This window comes from Pseudomonas sp. FP215, assembly GCF_030687795.1.
Taxonomy (GTDB): Bacteria; Pseudomonadota; Gammaproteobacteria; order Pseudomonadales; family Pseudomonadaceae; genus Aquipseudomonas; species Aquipseudomonas salmasensis.
On the sequence record NZ_CP117447.1, the window covers coordinates 910,175 to 932,652 of the forward strand.

Here is a 22,478-nt window from a genome sequence, read left to right on the forward strand (position 1 = left end):
TGCAAGGCACGAGGCACAGCATGCAAATCAAACTCGCCAACCCCCGTGGCTTCTGCGCTGGCGTGGACCGGGCGATCGAAATCGTCAACCGCGCCTTGGAAGTCTTCGGGCCGCCGATTTATGTGCGCCACGAAGTCGTGCATAACAAGTTCGTGGTCGAAGACCTGCGCGCACGCGGTGCGATCTTTGTCGAAGAACTCGACCAGGTCCCCGACGACGTTATCGTCATCTTCAGTGCCCATGGTGTGTCCCAGGCTGTGCGTACCGAAGCGGCCGGCCGTGGCCTAAAAGTGTTCGATGCCACCTGCCCGCTGGTGACCAAGGTGCACATCGAGGTCGCGCGTTATAGCCGCGACGGCCGCGAATGCATCCTGATCGGCCATGCCGGTCACCCGGAAGTCGAAGGCACCATGGGCCAGTACGATGCCAGCAACGGCGGCGCCATCTACCTGGTGGAAGACGAAAAAGACGTTGCCAACCTGCAGGTGCACAACCCTGATCGCCTGGCTTTCGTCACCCAGACCACCTTGTCCATGGACGATACCAGTCGCGTCATCGACGCCCTGCGCACGCGTTTCCCGGCCATTGGCGGCCCCCGCAAGGATGACATCTGCTACGCCACACAAAACCGCCAGGATGCGGTCAAGCAACTGGCGAATGAATGCGATGTGGTACTGGTAGTCGGCAGCCCTAACAGTTCCAACTCCAACCGCTTGCGCGAGCTGGCCGAACGCATGGCCACACCGGCGTACCTGATCGACGGCGCCGAAGACATGCAGCGCAGCTGGTTCGACGGTGTCGAGCGTATCGGCATCACGGCGGGTGCCTCCGCTCCGGAAGTGCTGGTGCGCGGCGTGATCCAACAGTTGCAGGCCTGGGGTGCCACCGGCGCCGATGAGCTGGCGGGTCGTGAAGAAAACATCACGTTCTCGATGCCCAAGGAGCTGCGGGTCCGCTCGCTGCTCTGACGGCCAGGGTGCTGGAATAACCTCGGCATAGTGCCTGTTCGGTCTTGTCACTGCGCAGGCTGATGCGCCCGCTGGGGGCCAGCACGATCTGATACAGGCTCTGTGCATGGGCCTTGTCACACACGTGCACGGTGCCGGCACGAAATCCCCCGCCGGCGAACACCGGCTCCCCCAGGCCGCTGAAGCGCACTTGGCTCGTCACCGGGCCATTACCGGCGACCGGCACGCGCCCACTGCCCTCACGCTCCAGCAATACTGGATTGTCGTCATCCAGGTGGCCGCGCCCACTCACATCCAGTATCACGCGCCATCCCAGGCTCCAGTCCTCACTCTTTGCATGAATCACCACCGCCCGGTTGCGCGCGATGGCCTCGGTACGTGCGTAGCGCAGCCCGGAGGCAAGTGATTGGGCAACGTTTTGTCGTTGCTGTGATTCAAGTAAACCCTTGAAACCAGGTACGGCCAGTTGTGCGAGAAAACTGGTGACGATCAGCCCCAGCAGCATTTCAATCAGGGTGAATCCTCGTTGTTTCATGTGCGTTCCCTCCTTGGGCACGAGTGGGTTTTCTAGGTATAGCGCTTGGTCCCTGGCCCTGGATGATGGCCTTTATGTCCAAAGTATTTCCCTTTATTCCGGGAGCAGCGCGGCTCGAAAACCGACGCTAGTCTTGGGTCGCACAGCAGGCTTTGCCTGCTTTTTTAACCGGCCTTCGACATGGATGAGGACGCAAATGCCAGCCTGCCAGAACCGATTTTTCCTGCGCGCTGCGCGCTCGCGCCAGTCCGGCATGACGCTGGTCGAAGTGCTGGTAGCGCTGTTGATTTTGGCGATCGGCCTGATGGGCGCTGCGGTGCTGCAACTCAACGCGCTCAAGTACACCAACAGCGCCAGGATGACCAGCCAAGCGAGCTTTATTGCCTACGACATGCTCGACCGTATTCGCACCAATGCTGGCGCGGATTACACATGGGGCAGGGCAGAGCTGGCACCACCCAACACTGCCACCGCCAGCGTGCGTGACCTGGACCTGCACGATTTCGAAGCCAATATCATGGGTTTTGCCGGCGAGGATGCCAAAGGTTCAGTGGTGGTGAACGGGCACGAGGTCACCATCAGCATCAGTTGGGTGGATGCCCGGGCAGCAAACCGTCCAGGGGCGCGGGAAACCTTCACCCTGACCAGTCGCATCAGCAATGAACAAGGAGTGTCGCAATGAAGCGTCTTGCGCGAGGTTTCAGCCTGGTGGAAGTCTTGCTGGCGCTCGCCCTCGGGTTGGTTTTGATACTTGGGGCAAGCCAGATACTGATCAGTGCGCGGTTGACCCATGCCAGCCAGCAGGCCGCCATGCTGCTGCAGGATGATGCACGGTTTGTGCTGAGCAAGATCACCCAGGATATTCGCCAGGCAGGCATGTTGGGGTGTTTGGCCATGGCCGTTATCGACAATGCTCCGGCTGCCTTTGATCGGCCGATAAGCTGGGAAGCGGCGGGGAGCGCGAAGTCGCTGACGCTGGTGACCGCGAATGTCGGCGACGGCGTCGGCAAGCCCGACTGGACGGTGCTCTCCGACTGCAAGGAGGCGGCCCGAGCTTATGCCGGCACACCACCCGTTGTCGAACCCGGCCAGCTTCGCTTTGGCATACGCCAACTCACCTACACCTACGAGTCGGGCCAGTTGAAGATCAGTACCCCGGCAGCACCAGCCAGGGCGGTATTGATGGATAACGTACGGGCATTCGATGTCAGCTTCGGCATGGCGGCCACCTCGGCATCAACGGGTGTGGTGCGCTACGACAGCCATCCGGCCGATGAGTCGCTGATACGTAGCGTGCGCATCCTCATGACCCTTCAAGACCCCGCTGGGCGGGTGAAGGACCAGACCTACAGTGTCGTGGCGGCACTGCGGAATCGACTGGGGTAGGGGCGATGACCATACAGGGTGGTATTCGTGTACGGCAGGCCGGGATGGTGCTGCTGATCAGTCTGGTGTTTCTGTTGGTGCTGTCGCAGGTGGGGCTGTCTTCGATACAGGCTGCGGTCTCCCAGCAAAAAGTCGCGAGCAGCCTGTGGCATCGCAATCAATCGTTTCAAGCTGCCGAAAGCGGGCTGAGGTTGGGGGAATCGGCCGTGCAAAAGGTTGGCCAGGCGATGCCTGTCTGTCACTCGATCACCCGCTGTGCGCCGCCTGCTGAAGCTTTTTCCTTGACGGCGGCCGGGACGAACCCTGCCTCGGCGGTCACCTGGCTTGCCTTGAAGGATGGGTTTTATGGCATTCAATCCCTCGGGGAGGGTAAAGGGCTGGCTCATTTGCCGCCCCGTTCCCCGGCCTCGCTTTTTCGTGTCACCTCGGTCGGGCTCGCGGGGCAATCGCGCACGGTGCTGGAGACGGTCTATGCACGGGTAGAGGAGGGCGGCCGCGTCAGGTTTCGACGGGTCTTATGGCGGCAACTTCAATAAGGAGCAATCGGATGGGCAAGGAGAGCCAGGGTTTTACCCTGATGGAGTTACTGATCGTCGTGGCGATCATCGCGTTGCTGGCCGGGATTACGTATCCCGGGTACCTCGGGCAGGTAAAAAAGGTGTACCGGGCGCAGATCGTCGCGTTGTTGAGCGAACAAGCCCAGCATCTGGAGCGTTCGTATACGAGAAATGGCACTTTTATTGATGCGGGCGACGTCAGCGCGGGCAATGATCACTATAGAATCAGTGTCGTCCTGAACCCCCAGGATTTTGACCTGCTCGCCACACCTGCTACGGACTCGGTCATGGCGAACGACGCGTGCGCAGCCTTCAGCTTGACCAGCACTGGTATGCGCAGCAACCCGGGAGCGGAGCCTGAAATGTCGCCCAAGGTCTGCTGGGGGCAAGGATGAGCGTACTTGAAGCGTGGGCGCCGGGCGCGCCTTTCCCTGTTTATCGGCTGGATCAAATGATGGCTAAGCAACAGCAAGTGGTGATTGTCGGCGGTGGAGTAATCGGGCTGTTGACGGCGTACAACCTCGCCAGTGAGGGCCAGGGGGTTACGCTGCTGGAGCGCGGTGGGCTTGGGCAGGAATCTTCCTGGGCGGGCGGTGGGATTGTTTCGCCGTTGTATCCGTGGCGCTATAGCCAGGCGGTCACGGCCTTGGCCCATTGGTCCCAGGATTTTTACCCGCAACTGGCGCAACGGCTGTTTGCTGCCACCGGCGTCGATCCAGAGGTACATACCACCGGTTTGTATTGGCTCGACCTGGATGACGAAGCGGATGCACTGGCCTGGGCTGACCGTGAAGGGCGGCCGTTGAGTAAAGTGGACGTATCGGCGGCCCATGACGCGGTGCCCGTGCTGGGTGGCGGCTACGCCCAGGCGATCTACATGGCCGACGTGGCCAATGTTCGCAACCCGCGCCTGGTCAAATCACTGAAGGCGGCGCTGCTGGCGTTGCCGAACGTGACGATTTACGAGCAATGCGATGTGTCGGGCTTTGTGCTCGGCGACGACAGGGTGGTGGGTGTGAATACCGCTACCGGCCAGGTTTTGGGTGATCAGGTTGTACTCGCGGCCGGCGCCTGGAGCGGGCAATTGCTGGGTACGCTGGGCTTGGGGCTGCCCGTGGAGCCGGTCAAGGGCCAAATGATCCTGTACAAATGCGCGTCCGACTTTTTATCCAGCATGGTCCTGGCCAAGGGGCGCTATGCGATCCCGCGGCGGGATGGGCACATCCTGATCGGCAGCACGTTGGAGCATGAAGGGTTCGACAAGACGCCAACCGACATCGCGCTGGAAAGCCTCAAGGCGTCTGCGGTGGAACTGATTCCCGCCTTGGCGGACGCCGAGGTAGTCGGGCATTGGGCCGGTTTGCGGCCTGGCTCACCCGAAGGTATACCGTTTATCGGTGAGGTCCCTGGCTTCAAGGGGTTGTGGCTCAATTGCGGGCATTACCGCAATGGCCTGGTACTCGCACCAGCCTCTTGCCAGTTGTTCACCGACTTGCTGCTGGCGCGGGCTCCGATCATCGATCCAGCGCCTTACGCCCCCGCAGGTCGCCTCAACGCTGGATAGACTTTGGCCCTTGTTCCAGGTGCGCCTGGGTGCAGTACCATTGCTGGCGTGAGCTCAGTGCGCGGTCCTGCGGCAGGTGCACGCCGCAGTGGGCGCAACGCACCATCAGGGCCGCATCCGGCTCGGCGGGCCGTTGCTGACGGGCGGCAGGGTTTTTGAATTTGCGCCAGAACCATACCGCGGCGGCAATGACGGCAATCCAGAACAGTAGACGAAGCATGATGGGCATTTCTCGACAAGGAATGCGCCAGTTTAGCCAAGGTGATCACGGCCGCACAGGGCAATAAATACTCGCTCATAAAAAAGGGAGCTCCTTGAGAGCTCCCTTTTTGCGTTGCGTCGAACAATCAGTCGAACACACCGAAGGTCATGTAGCTGAACCACGAACGGTCCTGGTTATCGCCCAGGGCTTGCGGCTCTTCTTCTTCGATCACATCGCCGTTCTCGTCGTGCGGCTTGAGCTCCGAAGGAATGGCGTCCTTGGCGTCCTGGTACATCTTGATCACGTCCTGGTTGGCGCGGGTTTCACCCGGCGGCAGCGGTGGACGGGACTCGATCAGGCCCAGGGTGTATTTGCTCAGCCACGAACGGTTGTCCGCTTCGGCAACCTGAGGCACGAACTGGCCGTCTTTCAGGCTCGGGTGGTCAGGGTAGTTGAGCTTCAGGGTTTCCAGGCTGGTGGTCGCCAGGGTGTCCAGGTGCAGGCGTTGGTAAGCCTCGGTCATCACGGCCAGGCCGTCGCCCACGGATGGGGTTTCCTGGAAGTTTTCCACCACGTAGCGGCCACGGTTGGCGGCGGCCACATAAGCCTGACGGGTCAGGTAGTAGTGGGCCACGTGGATCTCGTACGAAGCCAGCAGGTTGCGCAGGTAGATCATGCGCTGCTTGGCGTCCGGCGCGTAGCGGCTGTTGGGGTAGCGGCTGGTCAGCTGGGCGAACTCGTTATAGGAGTCGCGGGCAGCACCCGGGTCGCGCTTGGTCATGTCCAGCGGCAGGAAGCGCGCCAGCAGGCCAACATCCTGGTCGAACGAGGTCAGGCCCTTCATGTAGTAGGCGTAGTCCACGTTCGGGTGCTGCGGGTGCAGGCGGATGAAACGCTCGGCAGCGGACTTGGCAGCTTCCGGCTCGGCGTTCTTGTAGTTGGCGTAGATCAGCTCAAGCTGGGCCTGGTCGGCATAGCGGCCGAACGGGTAACGCGACTCCAATGCCTTCAGCTTCGCTGTGGCGCTGGTGAAGCTATTATTGTCCAAGTCTGTCTGAGCTTGCTGGTACAGCTCGACTTCGCTCAGGTTTTCGTCGACGACGTCCTTTGTTGACGAGCAAGCAGCAGTCATGGCGAGGATGGCGATCAGCAGCAGGTGTTTCACTTGCATGGCGGCTTGCGTCCCTATGACGGCCGCTGTCTTGGGCGGGGCCGTCCTGTTATGATGAGCGCCCCGTTGAAAGCCTCGGGGCAAAAGACGCCGTATTTAACCACAAGCGCGCAGCCGAAACCAAAGGCTACGCCACGCCTAGTCTGAGCATGTCCGATAAAATTGAACTTCGCGCAGAGGTGCCGTCCGAATTGGGCGGCCAACGCCTCGATCAAGTCGCCGCACAATTATTCGCTGAGCACTCGCGCTCGCGCCTTTCCGCCTGGATCAAAGACGGCCGCCTGACTGTGGATGGAGCGGTTATCCGCCCGCGAGACATAGTCCATGGCGGTGCGATTCTTGAGCTGACTGCCGAGCAGGAAGCCCAGGGAGAATGGGTCGCCCAGGACATCGAGCTGGATATCGTCTATGAAGACGACGACATCCTGGTCATCAACAAACCCGCAGGCCTGGTGGTTCACCCGGCCGCCGGGCACGCTGATGGCACCTTGCTCAATGCCCTGTTGCACCACGTGCCGGACATCATCAATGTGCCGCGCTGCGGCATCGTGCACCGTCTGGACAAGGACACCACCGGCCTTATGGTGGTAGCCAAGACCATTCAGGCGCAGACGCAACTGGTTACGCAATTGCAGAGCCGTAGCGTCAGCCGCATCTATGAGTGCATTGTGATCGGCGTTGTTGTGGCCGGTGGCAAGATCAACGCACCCATTGGTCGTCACGGCCAGCAGCGCCAGCGTATGGCGGTGATGGAGGGCGGCAAGCAAGCCGTCAGCCACTACCGTGTGCTGGAGCGTTTCCGCTCCCACACCCATGTGCGGGTCAAGCTGGAAACCGGGCGTACCCACCAGATTCGTGTGCACATGGCGCACATCAACTTCCCGTTGGTCGGCGATCCGGCCTACGGTGGCCGCTTCCGTATTCCGCCAGCGGCCAGCCAGACCATGGTTGAGTCGCTCAAGACGTTCCCGCGCCAGGCACTGCATGCACGCTTCCTGGAGCTGGATCATCCGACGAGCGGTAAGCGTATGAGCTGGGAATCGCCACTTCCAGACGATCTGGTCTGGCTGTTGTCGCTGCTCAAGCAGGATCGCGAGGCGTTTGTCGGATGAGTGACTGGCTGATACCTGACTGGCCCGCGCCGGCTCGGGTAAAAGCCTGCGTCACCACCCGTGCGGGCGGCGTCAGCCTGGCGCCGTTCGACAGCCTCAACCTGGGCGATCATGTCGAGGACAGCCTTGAGGCCGTCCTTGAAAATCGCCGTCGCCTGAGTGACGCCTTCGATATCCAGCCTGCCTGGTTGCGCCAAGTCCACGGTACTCGCGTGGTTGAGGCCGATCCGGGCCTTACTGTCGAGGCTGACGGCAGTTGGTCCAGCACCCCTGGCATCGCCTGTACATCCATGACCGCCGATTGCTTGCCGGCGCTGTTCTGTAATCGAGCGGGCAGCCGAGTTGCCGCAGCCCATGCCGGTTGGCGTGGCTTGGCGGCTGGTGTGCTGGAAGCCGCGTTCGAACGCCTGGATACCGCCCCTGAAGAGGTTCTGGTCTGGCTCGGCCCTGCCATTGGCCCACAAGCCTTTGAGGTCGGCCCGGAAGTGCGTGAAGCATTCATGCAGCAACTGCCGGCCACCGCCCAAGCCTTTGTTCCCAGCCACAACCCTGGCAAGTTCATGGCCGACATCTACCAGTTGGCGCGCCTGCGCCTGGCAGCGTGTGGTGTCACCGCTGTGTATGGTGGCGGTTTGTGCACTGTGACCGACCCGCGTTTCTTTTCTTATCGCCGCAGCCCGCACACGGGCCGATTCGCCTCCCTTATCTGGCTTGAACGCTAGACTGTCCTGACCTGTATCAACCGTCCGCCGCTTGAAACGCCCAGAATCCACCCCATCTATAAGGGTATCTGGCAGGTTTCTTCATTCAGGATGTGTTTGTTCATAGCTCCGGCCTGCTCAAAAGGAAGGTGACTAATGCGTATTGATCGTTTAACCAGCAAATTGCAGTTGGCCTTGTCTGACTCTCAATCCTTGGCGGTGGGCCTCGACCACCCGGCCATTGAGCCTGCGCACTTGATGCAGGCGCTCCTGGAACAGCAAGGTGGTTCTATCAAACCCTTGCTGATGCAGGTGGGCTTTGACGTCAACAGCCTGCGCAAGGAGTTGAGCAAAGAGCTCGACCAACTGCCGAAAATCCAGAACCCCACCGGGGACGTGAATATGTCCCAGGATCTGGCGCGCCTGCTCAACCAGGCCGACCGCCTGGCCCAGCAGAAAGGTGACCAGTTCATCTCCAGCGAACTGGTGCTGCTCGCCGCCATGGACGACAACAGCAAACTCGGCAAATTGTTGCTGGGCCAGGGCGTGAGCAAGAAAGCCCTGGAAAACGCCATCAACAACCTGCGTGGCGGCGAGGCGGTGAACGACCCTAACCATGAGGAGTCGCGCCAGGCCCTGGACAAATACACCGTCGACCTGACCAAGCGTGCCGAAGAAGGCAAGCTGGACCCGGTGATCGGTCGTGACGACGAGATTCGTCGCACCATCCAGGTGTTGCAACGTCGCACCAAGAACAACCCGGTGCTGATCGGTGAACCTGGCGTGGGTAAAACCGCGATTGCCGAGGGCCTGGCCCAGCGCATCATTAATGGTGAGGTGCCGGACGGCCTCAAGGGCAAGCGCCTGCTGTCTCTGGACATGGGCTCGCTGATTGCCGGTGCCAAGTTCCGGGGTGAGTTCGAAGAGCGCCTCAAATCCTTGCTTAACGAATTGTCGAAGCAGGAAGGGCAGATCATTCTGTTTATCGACGAATTGCACACCATGGTCGGCGCCGGTAAGGGCGAAGGCTCCATGGACGCCGGCAACATGCTCAAGCCCGCCTTGGCGCGGGGTGAGCTGCACTGCGTCGGTGCGACCACGCTCAACGAATACCGTCAGTACATCGAAAAGGACGCGGCCCTTGAGCGTCGCTTCCAGAAAGTCTTGGTGGAAGAACCGAGCGAAGAAGACACCATCGCGATCCTGCGTGGCCTGAAAGAGCGCTATGAGGTTCACCATAAGGTGGCGATCACCGACGGTGCGATCATTGCGGCGGCCAAGTTGAGCCACCGCTATATCACTGATCGTCAGTTGCCGGACAAGGCTATCGACCTGATCGACGAAGCGGCCAGCCGCATCCGCATGGAGATCGACTCCAAGCCGGAAGTGCTGGATCGTTTGGATCGACGCCTGATTCAACTGAAAGTCGAATCCCAGGCGCTGAAGAAAGAAGAAGACGAAGCGGCCAAGAAACGCCTGGAAAAACTCCAGGAAGAAATCGTCCGTCTGGAACGTGAGTATTCGGACCTAGAAGAAATCTGGACCTCGGAAAAAGCCGAAGTGCAGGGCTCGGCGCAGATCCAGCAAAAAATCGAGCAGTCCCGCCAGGAACTGGAAGCCGCGCGCCGTAAAGGCGACCTGAACCGCATGGCCGAGTTGCAGTACGGGGTGATCCCGGACCTGGAGCGCAGCCTGCAGATGGTCGACCAGCATGGCAAGCCTGATAACCAGTTGCTGCGCAGCAAGGTGACCGAGGAAGAAATTGCCGAAGTGGTCTCCAAGTGGACCGGTATTCCGGTGTCGAAGATGCTCGAAGGCGAGCGCGACAAGTTGCTGAAGATGGAAAGCCTGTTGCATCAGCGCGTCATCGGCCAGGAAGAGGCAGTGGTGGCGGTGTCCAACGCGGTACGGCGTTCCCGGGCAGGCTTGTCCGACCCTAACCGTCCAAGCGGCTCGTTCATGTTCCTGGGTCCGACCGGTGTGGGTAAGACCGAGTTGTGCAAGGCCCTGGCCGAGTTCCTCTTTGATACGGAAGAGGCCATGGTGCGGATCGATATGTCCGAATTCATGGAGAAACACTCGGTGGCTCGCCTGATCGGTGCACCACCAGGCTATGTGGGTTACGAAGAGGGCGGTTATCTGACCGAAGCCGTGCGGCGCAAGCCTTACTCGGTGATCCTGCTGGATGAGGTCGAGAAGGCGCACCCGGATGTGTTCAACATCTTGCTGCAGGTGCTCGAAGATGGTCGCTTGACGGACAGCCACGGGCGTACGGTGGACTTCCGTAATACAGTGATCGTGATGACCTCCAACCTGGGCTCTGCGCAGATCCAGGAGTTGGTGGGTGATCGTGAAGCCCAGCGTGCGGCGGTGATGGACGCGTTGACCACGCACTTCCGTCCGGAATTCATCAACCGGGTCGACGAAGTGGTGATCTTCGAGCCTCTGGCGCGTGATCAGATCGCGGGCATCACCGAGATCCAGTTGGGCCGCCTGCGTAGCCGCCTGGCTGAGCGCGAGCTTGACCTGGAGCTGAGCGGCGAAGCGTTGGATAAGCTGATCGCGGTCGGTTACGACCCAGTGTATGGCGCACGGCCGCTTAAACGTGCGATCCAGCGCTGGATCGAGAACCCGCTGGCGCAGTTGATCCTGTCGGGCAGCTTTATGCCTGGTACTCGCGTCACGGCGACGGTGAAAGACGACGAAATCGTCTTCCATTAAGCCCAGCGCTTGGCGTAAACAGAGAAGGCCCCGCATCGCGGGGCCTTTTTTTTCGATAGGGCGTTGAACTGTAAGGCAAAGGCTTGTAAAGTGCGCCCCGCAGCAACGTCAGCCCACGGGTTTCTTCTCCCCAAGAAGAAATCAGAAAGAAGCGCAAATCATTGTCTTAAAAGCAATTTAAAGGGTTGACAGGGGTTTTTAAGATTGTAGAATAGCGCGCCTCAGAGACGCTAACGTAGCGATACGGACAGGGTCGAAGAGGAAGCAACACAGCAGTAACTTTGAAATATGTAGTTCCGTGATAGCTCAGTCGGTAGAGCAAATGACTGTTAATCATTGGGTCCCAGGTTCGAGTCCTGGTCACGGAGCCAATTTCAAACCGGGGTATAGCGCAGTCCGGTAGCGCGCCTGCTTTGGGAGCAGGATGTCGGGAGTTCGAATCCCCCTACCCCGACCATATTTGGGTCGTTAGCTCAGTTGGTAGAGCAGTTGGCTTTTAACCAATTGGTCGTAGGTTCGAATCCCACACGACCCACCATTTTTGAGACCAGTTGACGCTGGAATCAAATCTTAGAATCAGAGGTTCTAGCTCTGATAGAGGCGGTTTTACGGTTTTGGAAAGTGTTACAGCACTTAGATATCGCCGTAGACATGCAGCCGTCTGAGGCGAACAGTAGTTTCGGTTCGTCATGATGTCAATGTGCATAGGCTTTGCGATGCGCATTCCGGGGTATAGCGCAGTCCGGTAGCGCGCCTGCTTTGGGAGCAGGATGTCGGGAGTTCGAATCCCCCTACCCCGACCATATTTAATGAAAAAGGCGTCTTTATGACGCCTTTTTTTGTGCCTTGAGCAAAGTCGTACCGTTCGTCTGGAAAAAATCCGGATTTCGACCTGGTTCTTTATTCCGGGCATGCGAAAGCCTCTGGCCAACCAGAATTCCCTATAGCCAGTGCGCTTTGATTATGAGCGTACTAGGGCGATGCTCTGGAAAATGATGAGCTTCGCATTGAATGCTCAGTTGAGGTGCGTTTCCTGAATGTGCCGACACCAAGCCCGCTCGCCATTAGCGTCAATAGTAGACTCTGCTCTACTTGATCTACTGGTGGGTCCATAGAGCATGTCATTGACTCGCGATGCAGTTGCGCAGATGCGAGCTCGAGAGCCTTCTGTAGCGCGCTTCGGCCAGTCGACTTGGTCCGCCGATCAATACTGACCTCTGTGCTGCTAGATTGTTGTGGAGCTGGCAGCTTCTTGGGCTCTGGTTGAGCGGTTTCCTGTGAATGCACACCTATTTTGGCGGGTAAGGGGGCAGAGGGTTTGCCACTTGGATCAACCCGTGTCACTCGGCTCAGAGCGCCCTGAGCCCGACTCCGCTCATGTAGAACAGCACGCATATGGTCGTAGTCCGCCTCTATGTAATTCATCGTTGTCGCTAGATTCGAATGATTCAGCAGGCTTTTCGTGAGATGAATGTTTCGCTCAGGCTGCTTCATCAAGTCTGTTGCTAATGTGTGCCTGAAGCGGTGAGGGGTCATGCGCACGCCGATCTTATCGGTGAGCTTGCCGTACATTGACTCCACCTGGTCGATGTTCATTTCCTTGCCATGGAAGTGACGAGAGAATCTGTTGACGTTGAACAGCTGATCGTCTGGTGAAAAACCGATTTTCTCGGCCTCCCCCAAGATCCTGGATAAGTGTGGAGCGAGTCCTTCCATAATGGGGAGGAAAAACTCCCGATGGGTCTTCTCTGTTTCACCGCGGACCAAGATCATCTGGCTGTCCCAGTCGATATCTTTGTAACGCAGGCACAGCAGGGCATTCAGACGTATGCCTGTGTAATAAAACATCTCGAAGACGCTGAGCCAGAACCAGGCAGGTGTGATCTGGCTACGTTCATGCGTACAACGTTCTTGGCCTACAAGGGATATGAGCCAGTTGCGTGCTCGTTGGATGGCGTCTCCATTGATTGTCTTGCTGGCTCGCTTTGGTGGGATAACGCTGGTTTTCTTGAATGGGTTGATCGTGGTATGGGTCATCAGGCCGTGTTCTATGGCGTAGCCCCAAACAGTTCGAAGGTGATTTGAATAGGTGTTCCAGCTGCGTTTGGATAATCCGTTCTCAAGGACTTTTTTTCGCCATGTCAGAACCGCACGATGATCGATCTCCTCAACTGAGGCCGTTCGGAAATGCTTGAGTAGTGCTTTGGTCGAGGCGCGATAGATCTTTGCACTGGCAGGCCGCAGATCATGGGCAAAGATGTATTCCTCCGTCAGATTCGAGGGCGTCGTCATTGTGGCGGCTCCGTTGCTTCTGACTTCAAGGACAGGCTGATATTGTCGAAAGGGACCTCAGAGAAGATTGTTCGCGGGTCTAGTAGTAAGTACCCCTTGAGCTGCTTGGATTTTCGAGGTCCAACAACGTCACAGGTCCAAATATTCAAACTCTTATGCGTTTTTCGATGAAGTTTCTGTTTCTCGAAACTACGTTGAACCAGCTGCCAGGCGCTGACTTGCTGTACTTTGGCTTGCTGTTCGATATGGGGGAATTCAAGGACGTAGCGTTTGAAAATTCCAGGCGTTACCAGCATAGCGGTCCCTGCTACGGTATGAACCAGCGCTTTGGTATCGTTGATAATGATGGTCCGGGATGCGATGCCTTTCTTAAGCCATTCAACAAATCCCTGACCGATCTCGGTGTTATTGCTAGGCATCGGAGTGACTTCTTCGATTATTGCTAAAGGCGCACCTCCTTGATTGGAGGTTTGGGAAGGCTGGATTTCATCCAGTTTCGGAGGCGCGGTATGTGCCGCTGAGACCGCTTTGTTTTTGGTGTCTTCTGATGGCTCATTGATGTTACCAAGGAGCGCCAGTAGCTCGTCAAATTCATCTGTACTGCTCGAGGAATGCTGAGGTAGTTCGAACGGTGATGGCTGTGCCGGTGCTAAAGGCGCCGGCACAGGGCTGGATTGAATTTCCGAAGGCAACTTTTTGGCCGGTGTGGCGACGGTATTTTCAGCTGCAGAGTCTTCTACCGGGTTGCCAGCTTCTACCTCAAGAGTCCCAGCGTAAGCTGTGGGCCGATCACTTGGATCATTCCAGATCAGTGCCGGTGAGAGCTTCAGCAGGGTGAAGGTGTTTCGCCAGCCACGACCATTGTCTATCGTGGCTTTCCAGATTGCCTTGTCTTGGGCATTGGTTTGGATTACCCCCTGATCTTGCAGCATGTTGAAGAAAGGCGCATTCGTACTGGGTACACCTTCAACGCCTTTGGTCAGCAAATAGGCTCGCAATTGATCAGCAATAGGCTTGCTAACCAGCCAAAGAGCATCCTGTGTCAGCCATCCATCTGACTGTCCATCGGGTTGATTCAGTTTGAATGTATCTCGGACCAGGTGACGCAACCCATCTGCTAATTGACGCTGCAAAGACTGTTTGGGCGCGGACAGCGCGCGGGCTGGATTTCCACCGAGCTCCTGTGCGACGGACGCCTGATCGGCCTTGACCACGATCTCTCCCAAAATGCCGGCATGTTCGTACTGACCAGCCAAAATGAAGATTAACTGCGACCACACTTCGGGGAAATTACTGAGCCAATCTAAGATTTCTGAGGAGAGGATCTGCGCGTAGATCAGTGCGGCAGCGGCTCCGTGAAGTTGGTAGTTGCGTCCTTTCACGTAACGGAATCGATAGGGACGATCGATTGGGCCGTGCCACGGGTGCCAGGTTTTACCTCCTGCCAGCTCGACGTGCACGTCGACGGCGATCTTGCCGAGGTCGTGTATCAGAGCGCCGTAAGCCGCGGCGGCAGTCCAGGCCTCAGCCTGTGCTGATTGAGACTCCGGCGGTGCGCCTATAGGAAGCAGGTAGCTCTGTCGAATTTTCAAGGCATAGGCGACGATTTCAAGCCCGTGATCCAGCATGCCGCCAGGGTGTGCATGATGGTGGTTTTGCGAAGCAGGGAGCTGCTGGACCAACTCCGCGTAGCGCTCAAGTGGACGCCTATAGAGCTCGACAAACTGTGAGCGAGATAACGATGCGCGCTGCCAAATGTTCTCCAGTAGTTTCTGACGGCGCGGCGATGCCAGTAGTGCTTGGCTAGAGGCCGGCTGTATAAAACCGTTAGGGGAGGGGCTTTGGGCGGGTAGCGCTTTATTGCGGCGGAAAATAGAGAACATCGCCTGCTCCGTAAATGATTCATGGGGCAGGCTTTTCTCCTATCAAAGGGGGGGCGAGCAAGGGGAAAGGATCACTGGTTGCCTCGGGTATTTCTTTTGGCGAAGAGCCATCTTTCTATGGTGGTGACGGAGAAAGGAATGCAGAATTATCGTCGTTTCGGTCTAAGGGCACGGGGCCGCAGATCGACTATGTGAGGAAAAAATGATGGTTTCACTTCGCTACGCTACGAAATCAACCTCAGATAATGTTTGGGCACTTTGTGATTTGATACGTGACAATAAGTGTGATGAGATCATTCTTTTTGCTAGTGTAGGGAATGATCTTGATGATGAGGAAGCAAGGTGGGACAACAACCTTCCTCTGGTTGTCGCCTTAGCTAAATATATTATTCCTCACGTTGATAGCGTCTTGGTCATTTTTGATGGAGTGTTTCTAACCGCTGCGCGTTCCGCTCGTTATGGTGAAGTACGTGAACTGCTGGATGTAGCTATTGCGTCTGACAAGGTTTATTACTCTGGGCAGAGAGCCCCACTTACTAGCGAAATGACTCCTGACGAGGCTGTTTCAACTCTTATTAATTTAGGTTCTATCCAACCGTTGACGGTTGAGTCCAGAGCTGAATACTTTTCTTTGCTTAGTAATTTTACAGAAGACGAGTTAGTTGAAGTTTATTCGACTCGCGAGATGCGTTGATGAGATTGGACCTTTTTCCCGCTGAAAGCGGCCCTTTCGGGTAAGGCTTTTACCCTTGTGAACCATTCCATTCGCTTCTACAAAACCTTTTACCTTTTGGGCCATTTTTGTTGTGAAAGGGGGGCATCTGGTGCTGAAGGCAAAGGCCGTTTGTCTCATGATCTTGCAGCATAGAAAAATCGGTATTATAAGTAATGTCAAATCGCCCCTAGACCGGGTAAGAAGGAGACGCACCATGACCGCACAGACCTCTCAGGGAGTAGCAAGTCGCTTAGGCTATGGCCTGGGTCAGGCTGCGCGCCTCGTTTGGTGCAGTCAGAACCGTACCCTGCGTTGGGTCAAGCGTCTGGTTGTGGCTGCCGTACTCCTATATTTTTCTGCAGACATTTTCAGCGGGATTATCAGCGTTGCAGTATTTACCTTGGTTTTGGGTGGAGGGCTCTGGGCGTTGAATCACAGACCTACGCCTCGCAGAAACCAGATAGAGTATGGTCAATGCTATGGCCCCGATGGCTATGGGTACTATGTTGCTGGTCAACGTGTAGACGACGATGATTAAGGGTCTCATATCAATGATATGAGACCCTTACGTTACATAACGCTACGTTTGACAGTATTCACCCCTTCCTGACCTGCCTTTTGAACATCTTTTGTTCCGCTGGTAAGGCCTTCCAATGCTTTTCCTGCGCTCACCCCTGCCCATCCCAGCGCGCCCATCCAAAACACTGGCAGGATGATGAACATCGAGCCCATCACGAAGTTTAAGATTGCGTCCTGGGTGGCAGTGTTCAAACCCATCACAGGATCAAATGATAAATGCGGAGAACCGGCTCCATATAAAGCGTCCAATATCGTGGTATCGACCCATCTAGCCAGTTGAAACCAAAAGTCCACGAATATCAGAGCGAAAAAAACAACGGACATAGTCATGGCCACTTTTAGTTGGTAAGCCCCGACGATTAGCACCAAGGGAATGCAAATCACCATCGCCATTTTCAAGAACGCCATGACCATCGGTAGCGCCTGGCGAACCATGTCCATCGCTGGAAAATAGGCCATAGATCCTAATGCAACCCCGAGAGTCCCCGCTGCCCGGGCTGCACCATTCCACACAGTTCCGTCGATTTGTCCCCCGTAGTCCGTATAAACATCCCCTTTCACCTGGTTCGACGGCGAGACCAGTTGCCGGACAAGCGAGTCAGTGACTTCGTCCGGGGACAACCACTTTGCCCAGCCGAGCATTTTGGTCATGAGGTCCGGCGACACTTGAGCCTTGATACGGTCCCGCAGTCCCACTCCGCTATCTGACCACCATTGTTTGCAAGTTGGATAGCCCCCACCTCCACCCACTTGTGGTAAACCCACATCACGAGATGCGTTATAGGGCCATGATGCCCTTGGAGTTTTGGAGTAGTCCGTGTCGTAATAACCCGAGGTGTTCAATAAATAGTGCGAACCAATCCAGCTGAGTTCCTGCGCAAAACGAGGGTCATTCCCTTGCGCTCCCAATTCGGGTTGGCGCATGAATAATCTGGCACGGGAGGGTCCATAGCAATCGTGCGTAAAGTCGCCAATTTCCTGAGCCAATAGCGGGTTGTTGATCTTGGTGTTGCTAACTTCCATGCGTACTTGCCGTAAATCAGTCCCGCAGGGAATTGCTGCTACAGCGCCATTGGTTAATCCCTTTGATAATGCATGCATTAATGCCCACCACATGGGCATCTGGGCACTCTTTCCTGCCAGTGAGCTGAATGTTGTGTTCCAGCCTGTGTCTGTGGGTTTAGGTAAGTTGTATTGACATTGCTGAGCTCTACTCTGGTCAAATGCCAAGGTATCAAAACTCACATTGACGGCTGGTACAGCGAAGAATGCGACTACGATGTAGCCAACGTAGATATTGGTTTCGATACGTGCCAGTGAGAGAACGCCTTTGTTGCCCTCATCGGCCCCCTCACCACGGACTTTCAGCCACTCTCGAATAACGATGATGCAGAAGGGGAGGGCGAATAGACCGGTATCTGAAATCATCGCCCAGATACCATTGTTGATGATCCAACCGACCAACGTCAGGTAGTACTCTAAATAGTCATTGGTGTAGAGCGTCACAGAACACCCCCTGCCTGATACAGCACCTTGCTCAGTTCAACCATCAGAAATAATAAGATCACCATTATCTCGATCTTCAACAGGCCTTTGCGCCGTTTCGAGCGTTCTGAGTTCGATAACCGTACCTTGAATTTGAACCAGGCAACGGTCAGTGCGATATAAAGCATTAGGCGCCAGGTAAAGAGCGGCCAATAGTGGTCGGTGCGCCAGGCTTGCCATTGCTCGGCGCTGTCGAACATGTTCATCAGGACAGCGCTGAGTAGGACTACGAGGGCGGCAGTCGCGAGCAAAACACCCAGAACAAGCAGAATGCTCCTCCCGGTTCGTCGAACCAGCGAACGGTTGGGAGCGGCGACAGGCTCCTGTATTTCGGTCATGGCCTTTCTCACTGTTTGTTCTGGGCGGGTGACTGCAACTGGTCCAATCGATTCGTTTCTGGGGCTCCCGGGGACACGCCACGAGAGTCTTCTGCCCGTGCTTTGCTGCGTTCAATGATGGTCAGAGGCGAGTTCTTCGCGAGCTGCTGACGCATGTCCAGTTCCATTTTGAGGTTGCCGATCTCCTGTTGCAGCGAGGAGCTCTGCTGGCCGACTGCCTGGACGGCGAGGTCATTAGCCGCGACGTTCGGTTCCCGACTGCCTGCCATCAAGGTGCGCTGTAGGGTCAGAGCTTTCTCCAACACATCGGACAACGCGACTTCGGAGGCAAGCCGGCGAGCGAGTACGTCCTGGTCGCGCTCATCCTTGAGTGCTGCTACAACGCCTCGGGTGATGGGTAACGAGTTGCTGCTCGCTGCTTCCAGGTTTTCTAGCGACAGCGTTTTGCTTCCGCTCAGCAGTTCCTGCAGGGCCTTCAGCTTGGTGTCGTACGTTTCCTGGATCAGCGGCGTGAGGCCGACGCCTGCGGCTGTCACCGTTTTAGGGCAACTGTCACAGGTCTGCTGTTGTTGTTCACCCAGGACACGATTGGCAAAGGTGGTGGCTTCCTGGGGCGATGACCAGACATTGCACACCATGCCGTTGTTGCAGTTCGCTTTACTGATGGATGCGGTGTCGCCGGCCGCGCGCTTGTTCAGAAGGTTGTAGCCCGCCTTGGTGACGTCGCCTACGATACGAATTGGCTTCTGACCGGAACCACCTGCTCTATCACCACCAACCCAAGTGACGCCATCGTTTCCACCTTTCTTTTCGACTTGTTCCACCGCCGACACTGCGTCTGTGTTGGATGTTAGCGCCTGACTCATAGCCTGACCTTCAGCAAGCTTGCCCCAGCCCATTTGGTTACCGGCGATATCCGCCATCTTTTCGCCAATGGCGCGGCAGGTGCCTTTGGAGCGGTCGAAGTCCAGGCGGGCCTGCAAAATGCCGTTGGTGATGAGGTTGTATAGCGCCGGGTTCGCACGTTGAAGAATCAGTGCCGGCAGCGAAGCCACGGCGCTGGTGGCGCTCTGTACCACCGAGCTCATGATGTTTTTGAAGCCGGAAGTGGCACCATTCAATTGGTTTTCAAGGGTTGTGCTCAGGCTCATGTTTCCGCAGATTAGATTGGTATTCCAACCGCCTCCCACAGAAATACTATCCATGTTGCCTGCGCTCCCCATGGTGACTGCGTTGCCGCCGCCAATGCTATACAGCACGTTGTCCCCAATGACGCTTCCGGAGGAGGAGACGTTGATTGGATCAGCAGAGAGCGCTATTGCACTGCTGAGGCTGCAGGCGAGCCCTATCGCCAAGGTAGTGAGTTTCATGCTTTGCTCCGATCGCTGTTTCATTGGAAGTCCGTACTGCCGAGGAAGGTCTGTCCTCGACGCTGGCAACACGAATAAGGGCGCCAGAGTGCCCAGGCGTAGCCGCCATCCTGCGCATCGATGTTCGGATCGATGGTGGGAAAGGTTGCGCAAGTCGGGTTGAGGACTGGGGTGAGCTCTTGCCACTTACCAGTGGAGGCGTCACCTTCGCGTAGCGGCCCTGCGGGCCAGTAACCGGGGTAGGGAAGGGCGAGCATCGGCAAGTAGACATGGACCTGGCCTGGGCGGGTAACCACGTCGCCGGCACGCTGCGCAATAACTGCGCCCGTTTTGTAGTCGTCAGTCTGGTTAAGGAAGCCGCTACGCGGGTAGACGTTCCCCCAGCTGCTTGCTGAGAGCAGGCTACCGACTTCGCGCATGCCCGGAATGAGTGCTTCGGGGTATACGGATTCCGGGACGCCGTATCGCCAAGCAATGGGGTCAAGGGTGCTCAGAAAGTAAGGCACAAGCGGTAAGGTTGCGCCTTTGCATACATAGCCCGAGGCGCTGGCAAACTGACTCAACGCCGCACCACCTGGATGGCCGATGACATCGGCTTCCTTAAATTTGATGATGTTGTTCTCTGCAACGTGATTGGTAGTGCCGTCGTTGCCCGCTTGGGCCATCGGATTCGGGGTGCCAAGAGGTGACATCTCTATCCAAGGGTTCATCCCGGTATTCGCATATGCAGACACCACAGCGTCCGGTACGTAGTGACGAACCTTGGTCGAGGTTTTGACTTTGCATCCGAATGGCGTGCAGAGCAGCCAATAGCAGATGCCGACCACTTTGTACTCCAGGCAGGTTGGTGACAGGGTCGAGGCAATAATCGCTGCCGAGTTGATCGCAGCCGATGCACTGAATGACAGGCTGAAAGTGATAGCCAGCGACAAAGGCCGGATCGCAAAACGTGAGCGTCTCATCGTGACAGGCTCCGTGCTCGTTCAATCAACGCGACGGCTTTAGCTGCGTCAGGCTCGCCGTACACGACGTAGCGACGATCTACGACCACGGCTGGGAGTTTTTCGACTCGCAGGCTCCAGGCGTCTATGACGCCCTGCTGGGCTTGGGCCAACTCGTTTTGCAGATGCTTCCCTGCAGGGCTGACAAGGTAGCGTTGAATGGCCGCTTCTGCCTGGCGTGGATCGGCGGGTAGTTGGTTGGAAAGTTGTTCTTCAAGGCGCTGCTGATCATCCAGGAAGATGACGCGAGCGCCAGAAGGTGCGGATACTGGATGTGCTCGGTTTGTAATGACCCACGTCTCCGCGTGGGACGCAGTTGACAAGAACAGTAGCAGTGAAAACAGCCAGCGCCGCGTTTCGCTAATGTGGGTAAGGATCTGGAGCATGGCACCGTACCTGATATGGATTCAGGTACAGAAGACCGGATGGCTGTCTTGAGCGCAGTAAGAAATAGGAATTTGGAAGCTTTGGGTATTTGAGAGCGACGAATTCGTGTGGGTTGGATTAGAGATGGCACTTGGTCGGCTCAAATTGACGACGCAGTGAGTACGCAGTTAACTGGCTATCCACACAGCAAGAGTTCAAGCCAAGTTTATGAGGCGACCCTTCTTGGCCCCATCGCCGCCGATGGTCCACAGTACGCCAGTCGGACGAGTCTCGCCACCGCCCCACGACATAACGAAAAATCACTTCTATTGAAGCTTCGGGCGACATCAACGGCAAAATGCTCGCCCTGCCGATATCGTCAGCGGGTTTGGTCGTGCTGGAGAAAACAACCTCAAGATTCGAAGGCTTTATCTTTATCCTTGGGCAGGCAGTAGTTTGTGCTGTCCTGCTTGAGATCCTTCACGATCAAATGTTGCAAACGGAGCGCCTGCTGCACAGCTTCAATGTCATCTTCGATGACGTTAAGGATAAGATAAAAACCTATCCTCCGAGACCGTATTGCTGTTAAAGACCATCCTGCCGATTGCGTTTTCGGTGCTCTACGTAGTGCCTAATTTCCGCAGCCCATGAGGCTTTTGTGACACGTTCGTAGTCTCATTTAGCTACGCCCAAACGATTCATCCGCCTGTAGCGGTCAAAGCCGCTTTTCATAATAGGAAGATATGCATTTTTATAAAAAATCTCTAGATGCTCCAGGTGGGATACGAGTTGATTTCTGATGGTCGTATGATGCATTCAGCGTGCTCTGCCAATAAAGCTAAACTTTAAATAGTTGAACTCACGAGCTCTACGAGAGGCCTTACAGATATGTAATATTCGCGGCAGCTTCCTGAAAGGCATCACTGGTTATCCTCTAGTCAGAAGTAAGTGAGCACTAGGAGAAAATCATGAAATTATTAAAAGTTGTTTTTGCCGCTTCCATCTTGACCATGTCTTCTTTGGCCATGGCTGAAGGAGGTGGTGACCGTGTTTATGGTCGAATGATGCAAGAGAACCAGAAGGCGATGGAGCAGTACGCCTTAGAAAACGGAAAGGCGACACCTGAAGTTGTTCATTATGAATACGGAATGAACCTCGATGTCCAGAAGGTAATCAGTACCACTCAAGCCAATAAAACCTGTGGCGTAGCCCCTTCGCGCATGACCTATGAAGATTCGGCGGGCAAGCTCAACACCTTGGAATACAAGGTTATGGGTACTAACTGCCCTCACGGAAGTTAATTAGCGTTAGCCCTGACTGCGCAAGGTTGTTCGGTATGTTTTGAGCCTGCTTGCTGTTCGCTGACACAGAAGTAATTTTCAGGTCACGCTGGAGTTATCTATTGTATGAAATTATGTCTGCCGGCACGTAGGAGAAATCCTCACGTGCTGGTGGCTTTTATAATTATAAAA

General features: G+C 56.3%; 22 protein-coding genes and 4 tRNA genes. 16 read left to right on the forward strand and 10 right to left on the reverse strand.

All coding sequences use genetic code 11. From position 1 onward, the window contains the following. Positions 1-20 precede the first annotated feature (20 nt). The gene (ispH, locus tag PSH76_RS03950; protein WP_032893637.1) at positions 21-968 is read left to right on the forward strand and encodes a 4-hydroxy-3-methylbut-2-enyl diphosphate reductase; all 948 of its coding nucleotides are present in this window, start codon (positions 21-23) and stop codon (positions 966-968) included. Here ispH and PSH76_RS03955 read toward each other — a convergent pair. Beyond that, positions 922-1,503 carry a GspH/FimT family pseudopilin gene (locus PSH76_RS03955; protein ID WP_138761268.1) on the reverse strand — a complete coding sequence of 194 codons (582 nt, stop codon included), beginning with the start codon at positions 1,501-1,503 and terminating at the stop codon, positions 922-924. The two genes, ispH and PSH76_RS03955, sit on opposite strands and share 47 nt — an antisense overlap. A gap of 196 nt (positions 1,504-1,699) precedes the next feature. On the opposite strand from PSH76_RS03955, the gene pilV reads away from it, so the two are divergent. From pilV to thiO, 5 genes are read left to right on the forward strand one after another with little or no spacing between them, the layout of a single operon-like run. After that, positions 1,700-2,185 carry a type IV pilus modification protein PilV gene (gene pilV, locus PSH76_RS03960; RefSeq protein WP_305493620.1) on the forward strand — a complete coding sequence of 162 codons (486 nt, stop codon included), beginning with the start codon at positions 1,700-1,702 and terminating at the stop codon, positions 2,183-2,185. Continuing rightward, on the forward strand, positions 2,182-2,889 hold the full coding sequence (locus PSH76_RS03965; protein ID WP_305493621.1) for a prepilin-type N-terminal cleavage/methylation domain-containing protein: 708 nt from the start codon (positions 2,182-2,184) through the stop codon (positions 2,887-2,889). Before pilV ends, PSH76_RS03965 begins: the two co-directional genes overlap by 4 nt. Positions 2,890-2,894: 5 nt before the next feature. After that, positions 2,895-3,425: a PilX N-terminal domain-containing pilus assembly protein gene (locus PSH76_RS03970; protein WP_305493622.1), complete on the forward strand. Its 531-nt coding sequence runs from the start codon at positions 2,895-2,897 to the stop codon at positions 3,423-3,425. Between the two features lie 11 nt (positions 3,426-3,436). Further along, positions 3,437-3,841, forward strand: coding sequence for a type IV pilin protein (locus PSH76_RS03975; protein ID WP_305493623.1), 405 nt, complete (start codon positions 3,437-3,439; stop codon positions 3,839-3,841). A 59-nt stretch (positions 3,842-3,900) separates the two neighbouring features. Further along, a complete protein-coding gene (gene thiO / locus PSH76_RS03980) occupies positions 3,901-5,010 on the forward strand; it encodes a glycine oxidase ThiO (protein ID WP_305493624.1) in 1,110 nt (369 codons plus the stop codon). On the opposite strand, the gene PSH76_RS03985 is transcribed toward thiO, so the two are convergent. After that, the gene (locus PSH76_RS03985) at positions 4,997-5,230 is read right to left on the reverse strand and encodes a PP0621 family protein (protein ID WP_032897621.1); all 234 of its coding nucleotides are present in this window, start codon (positions 5,228-5,230) and stop codon (positions 4,997-4,999) included. The genes thiO and PSH76_RS03985 overlap by 14 nt on opposite strands. A gap of 127 nt (positions 5,231-5,357) precedes the next feature. Next, entirely contained in the window at positions 5,358-6,383 is a 1,026-nt protein-coding gene (locus PSH76_RS03990; RefSeq protein WP_032893630.1) for an outer membrane protein assembly factor BamD, read from the reverse strand. A 149-nt stretch (positions 6,384-6,532) separates the two neighbouring features. On the opposite strand from PSH76_RS03990, the gene rluD reads away from it, so the two are divergent. The 7 genes from rluD (at position 6,533) to PSH76_RS04025 (ending at position 11,720) form a co-directional block, all read left to right on the forward strand. Continuing rightward, complete coding sequence (gene rluD / locus PSH76_RS03995) at positions 6,533-7,495, forward strand: 23S rRNA pseudouridine(1911/1915/1917) synthase RluD (protein WP_003188422.1); 963 nt, start codon at positions 6,533-6,535, stop codon at positions 7,493-7,495. Continuing rightward, entirely contained in the window at positions 7,492-8,217 is a 726-nt protein-coding gene (gene pgeF, locus PSH76_RS04000; protein WP_305493625.1) for a peptidoglycan editing factor PgeF, read from the forward strand. Before rluD ends, pgeF begins: the two co-directional genes overlap by 4 nt. A gap of 135 nt (positions 8,218-8,352) precedes the next feature. Then, on the forward strand, positions 8,353-10,917 hold the full coding sequence (gene clpB / locus PSH76_RS04005; protein WP_305493626.1) for an ATP-dependent chaperone ClpB: 2,565 nt from the start codon (positions 8,353-8,355) through the stop codon (positions 10,915-10,917). A gap of 295 nt (positions 10,918-11,212) precedes the next feature. Continuing rightward, positions 11,213-11,288, forward strand: a tRNA-Asn gene (locus PSH76_RS04010). A 9-nt stretch (positions 11,289-11,297) separates the two neighbouring features. Beyond that, positions 11,298-11,374: transfer RNA gene (locus tag PSH76_RS04015), tRNA-Pro, on the forward strand. Between the two features lie 5 nt (positions 11,375-11,379). Continuing rightward, positions 11,380-11,455: transfer RNA gene (locus tag PSH76_RS04020), tRNA-Lys, on the forward strand. A gap of 188 nt (positions 11,456-11,643) precedes the next feature. Then, positions 11,644-11,720: transfer RNA gene (locus tag PSH76_RS04025), tRNA-Pro, on the forward strand. Between the two features lie 169 nt (positions 11,721-11,889). Here the strand turns inward: PSH76_RS04025 and xerC are convergent. Beyond that, a complete protein-coding gene (xerC, locus tag PSH76_RS04030; RefSeq protein ID WP_008432853.1) occupies positions 11,890-13,209 on the reverse strand; it encodes a tyrosine recombinase XerC in 1,320 nt (439 codons plus the stop codon). Continuing rightward, complete coding sequence (gene mobH / locus PSH76_RS04035) at positions 13,206-15,092, reverse strand: MobH family relaxase (RefSeq protein ID WP_044270808.1); 1,887 nt, start codon at positions 15,090-15,092, stop codon at positions 13,206-13,208. Before mobH ends, xerC begins: the two co-directional genes overlap by 4 nt. Before the next feature lie 205 nt (positions 15,093-15,297). On the opposite strand from mobH, the gene PSH76_RS04040 reads away from it, so the two are divergent. Then, complete coding sequence (locus PSH76_RS04040) at positions 15,298-15,786, forward strand: hypothetical protein (RefSeq protein WP_019821334.1); 489 nt, start codon at positions 15,298-15,300, stop codon at positions 15,784-15,786. 235 nt (positions 15,787-16,021) lie between these two features. Next, complete coding sequence (locus tag PSH76_RS04045) at positions 16,022-16,345, forward strand: hypothetical protein (RefSeq protein WP_008432855.1); 324 nt, start codon at positions 16,022-16,024, stop codon at positions 16,343-16,345. 32 nt (positions 16,346-16,377) lie between these two features. On the opposite strand, the gene PSH76_RS04050 is transcribed toward PSH76_RS04045, so the two are convergent. From PSH76_RS04050 to PSH76_RS04070, 5 genes are read right to left on the reverse strand one after another with little or no spacing between them, the layout of a single operon-like run. Continuing rightward, entirely contained in the window at positions 16,378-17,892 is a 1,515-nt protein-coding gene (locus PSH76_RS04050; RefSeq protein WP_008432856.1) for a conjugal transfer protein TraG N-terminal domain-containing protein, read from the reverse strand. Further along, a complete protein-coding gene (locus PSH76_RS04055; RefSeq protein ID WP_008432858.1) occupies positions 17,889-18,269 on the reverse strand; it encodes a hypothetical protein in 381 nt (126 codons plus the stop codon). The genes PSH76_RS04050 and PSH76_RS04055 overlap by 4 nt, the downstream gene beginning before the upstream one ends. Before the next feature lie 8 nt (positions 18,270-18,277). After that, entirely contained in the window at positions 18,278-19,639 is a 1,362-nt protein-coding gene (locus PSH76_RS04060) for an integrating conjugative element protein (RefSeq protein WP_024073345.1), read from the reverse strand. 20 nt (positions 19,640-19,659) lie between these two features. Further along, positions 19,660-20,601: a TIGR03756 family integrating conjugative element protein gene (locus PSH76_RS04065; RefSeq protein ID WP_008432863.1), complete on the reverse strand. Its 942-nt coding sequence runs from the start codon at positions 20,599-20,601 to the stop codon at positions 19,660-19,662. Beyond that, entirely contained in the window at positions 20,598-21,026 is a 429-nt protein-coding gene (locus PSH76_RS04070) for a TIGR03757 family integrating conjugative element protein (RefSeq protein WP_008432865.1), read from the reverse strand. The genes PSH76_RS04065 and PSH76_RS04070 overlap by 4 nt, the downstream gene beginning before the upstream one ends. Positions 21,027-21,974: 948 nt before the next feature. On the opposite strand from PSH76_RS04070, the gene PSH76_RS04075 reads away from it, so the two are divergent. Beyond that, positions 21,975-22,307 carry a DUF2790 domain-containing protein gene (locus tag PSH76_RS04075; protein WP_008432869.1) on the forward strand — a complete coding sequence of 111 codons (333 nt, stop codon included), beginning with the start codon at positions 21,975-21,977 and terminating at the stop codon, positions 22,305-22,307. Positions 22,308-22,478 lie beyond the last annotated feature (171 nt).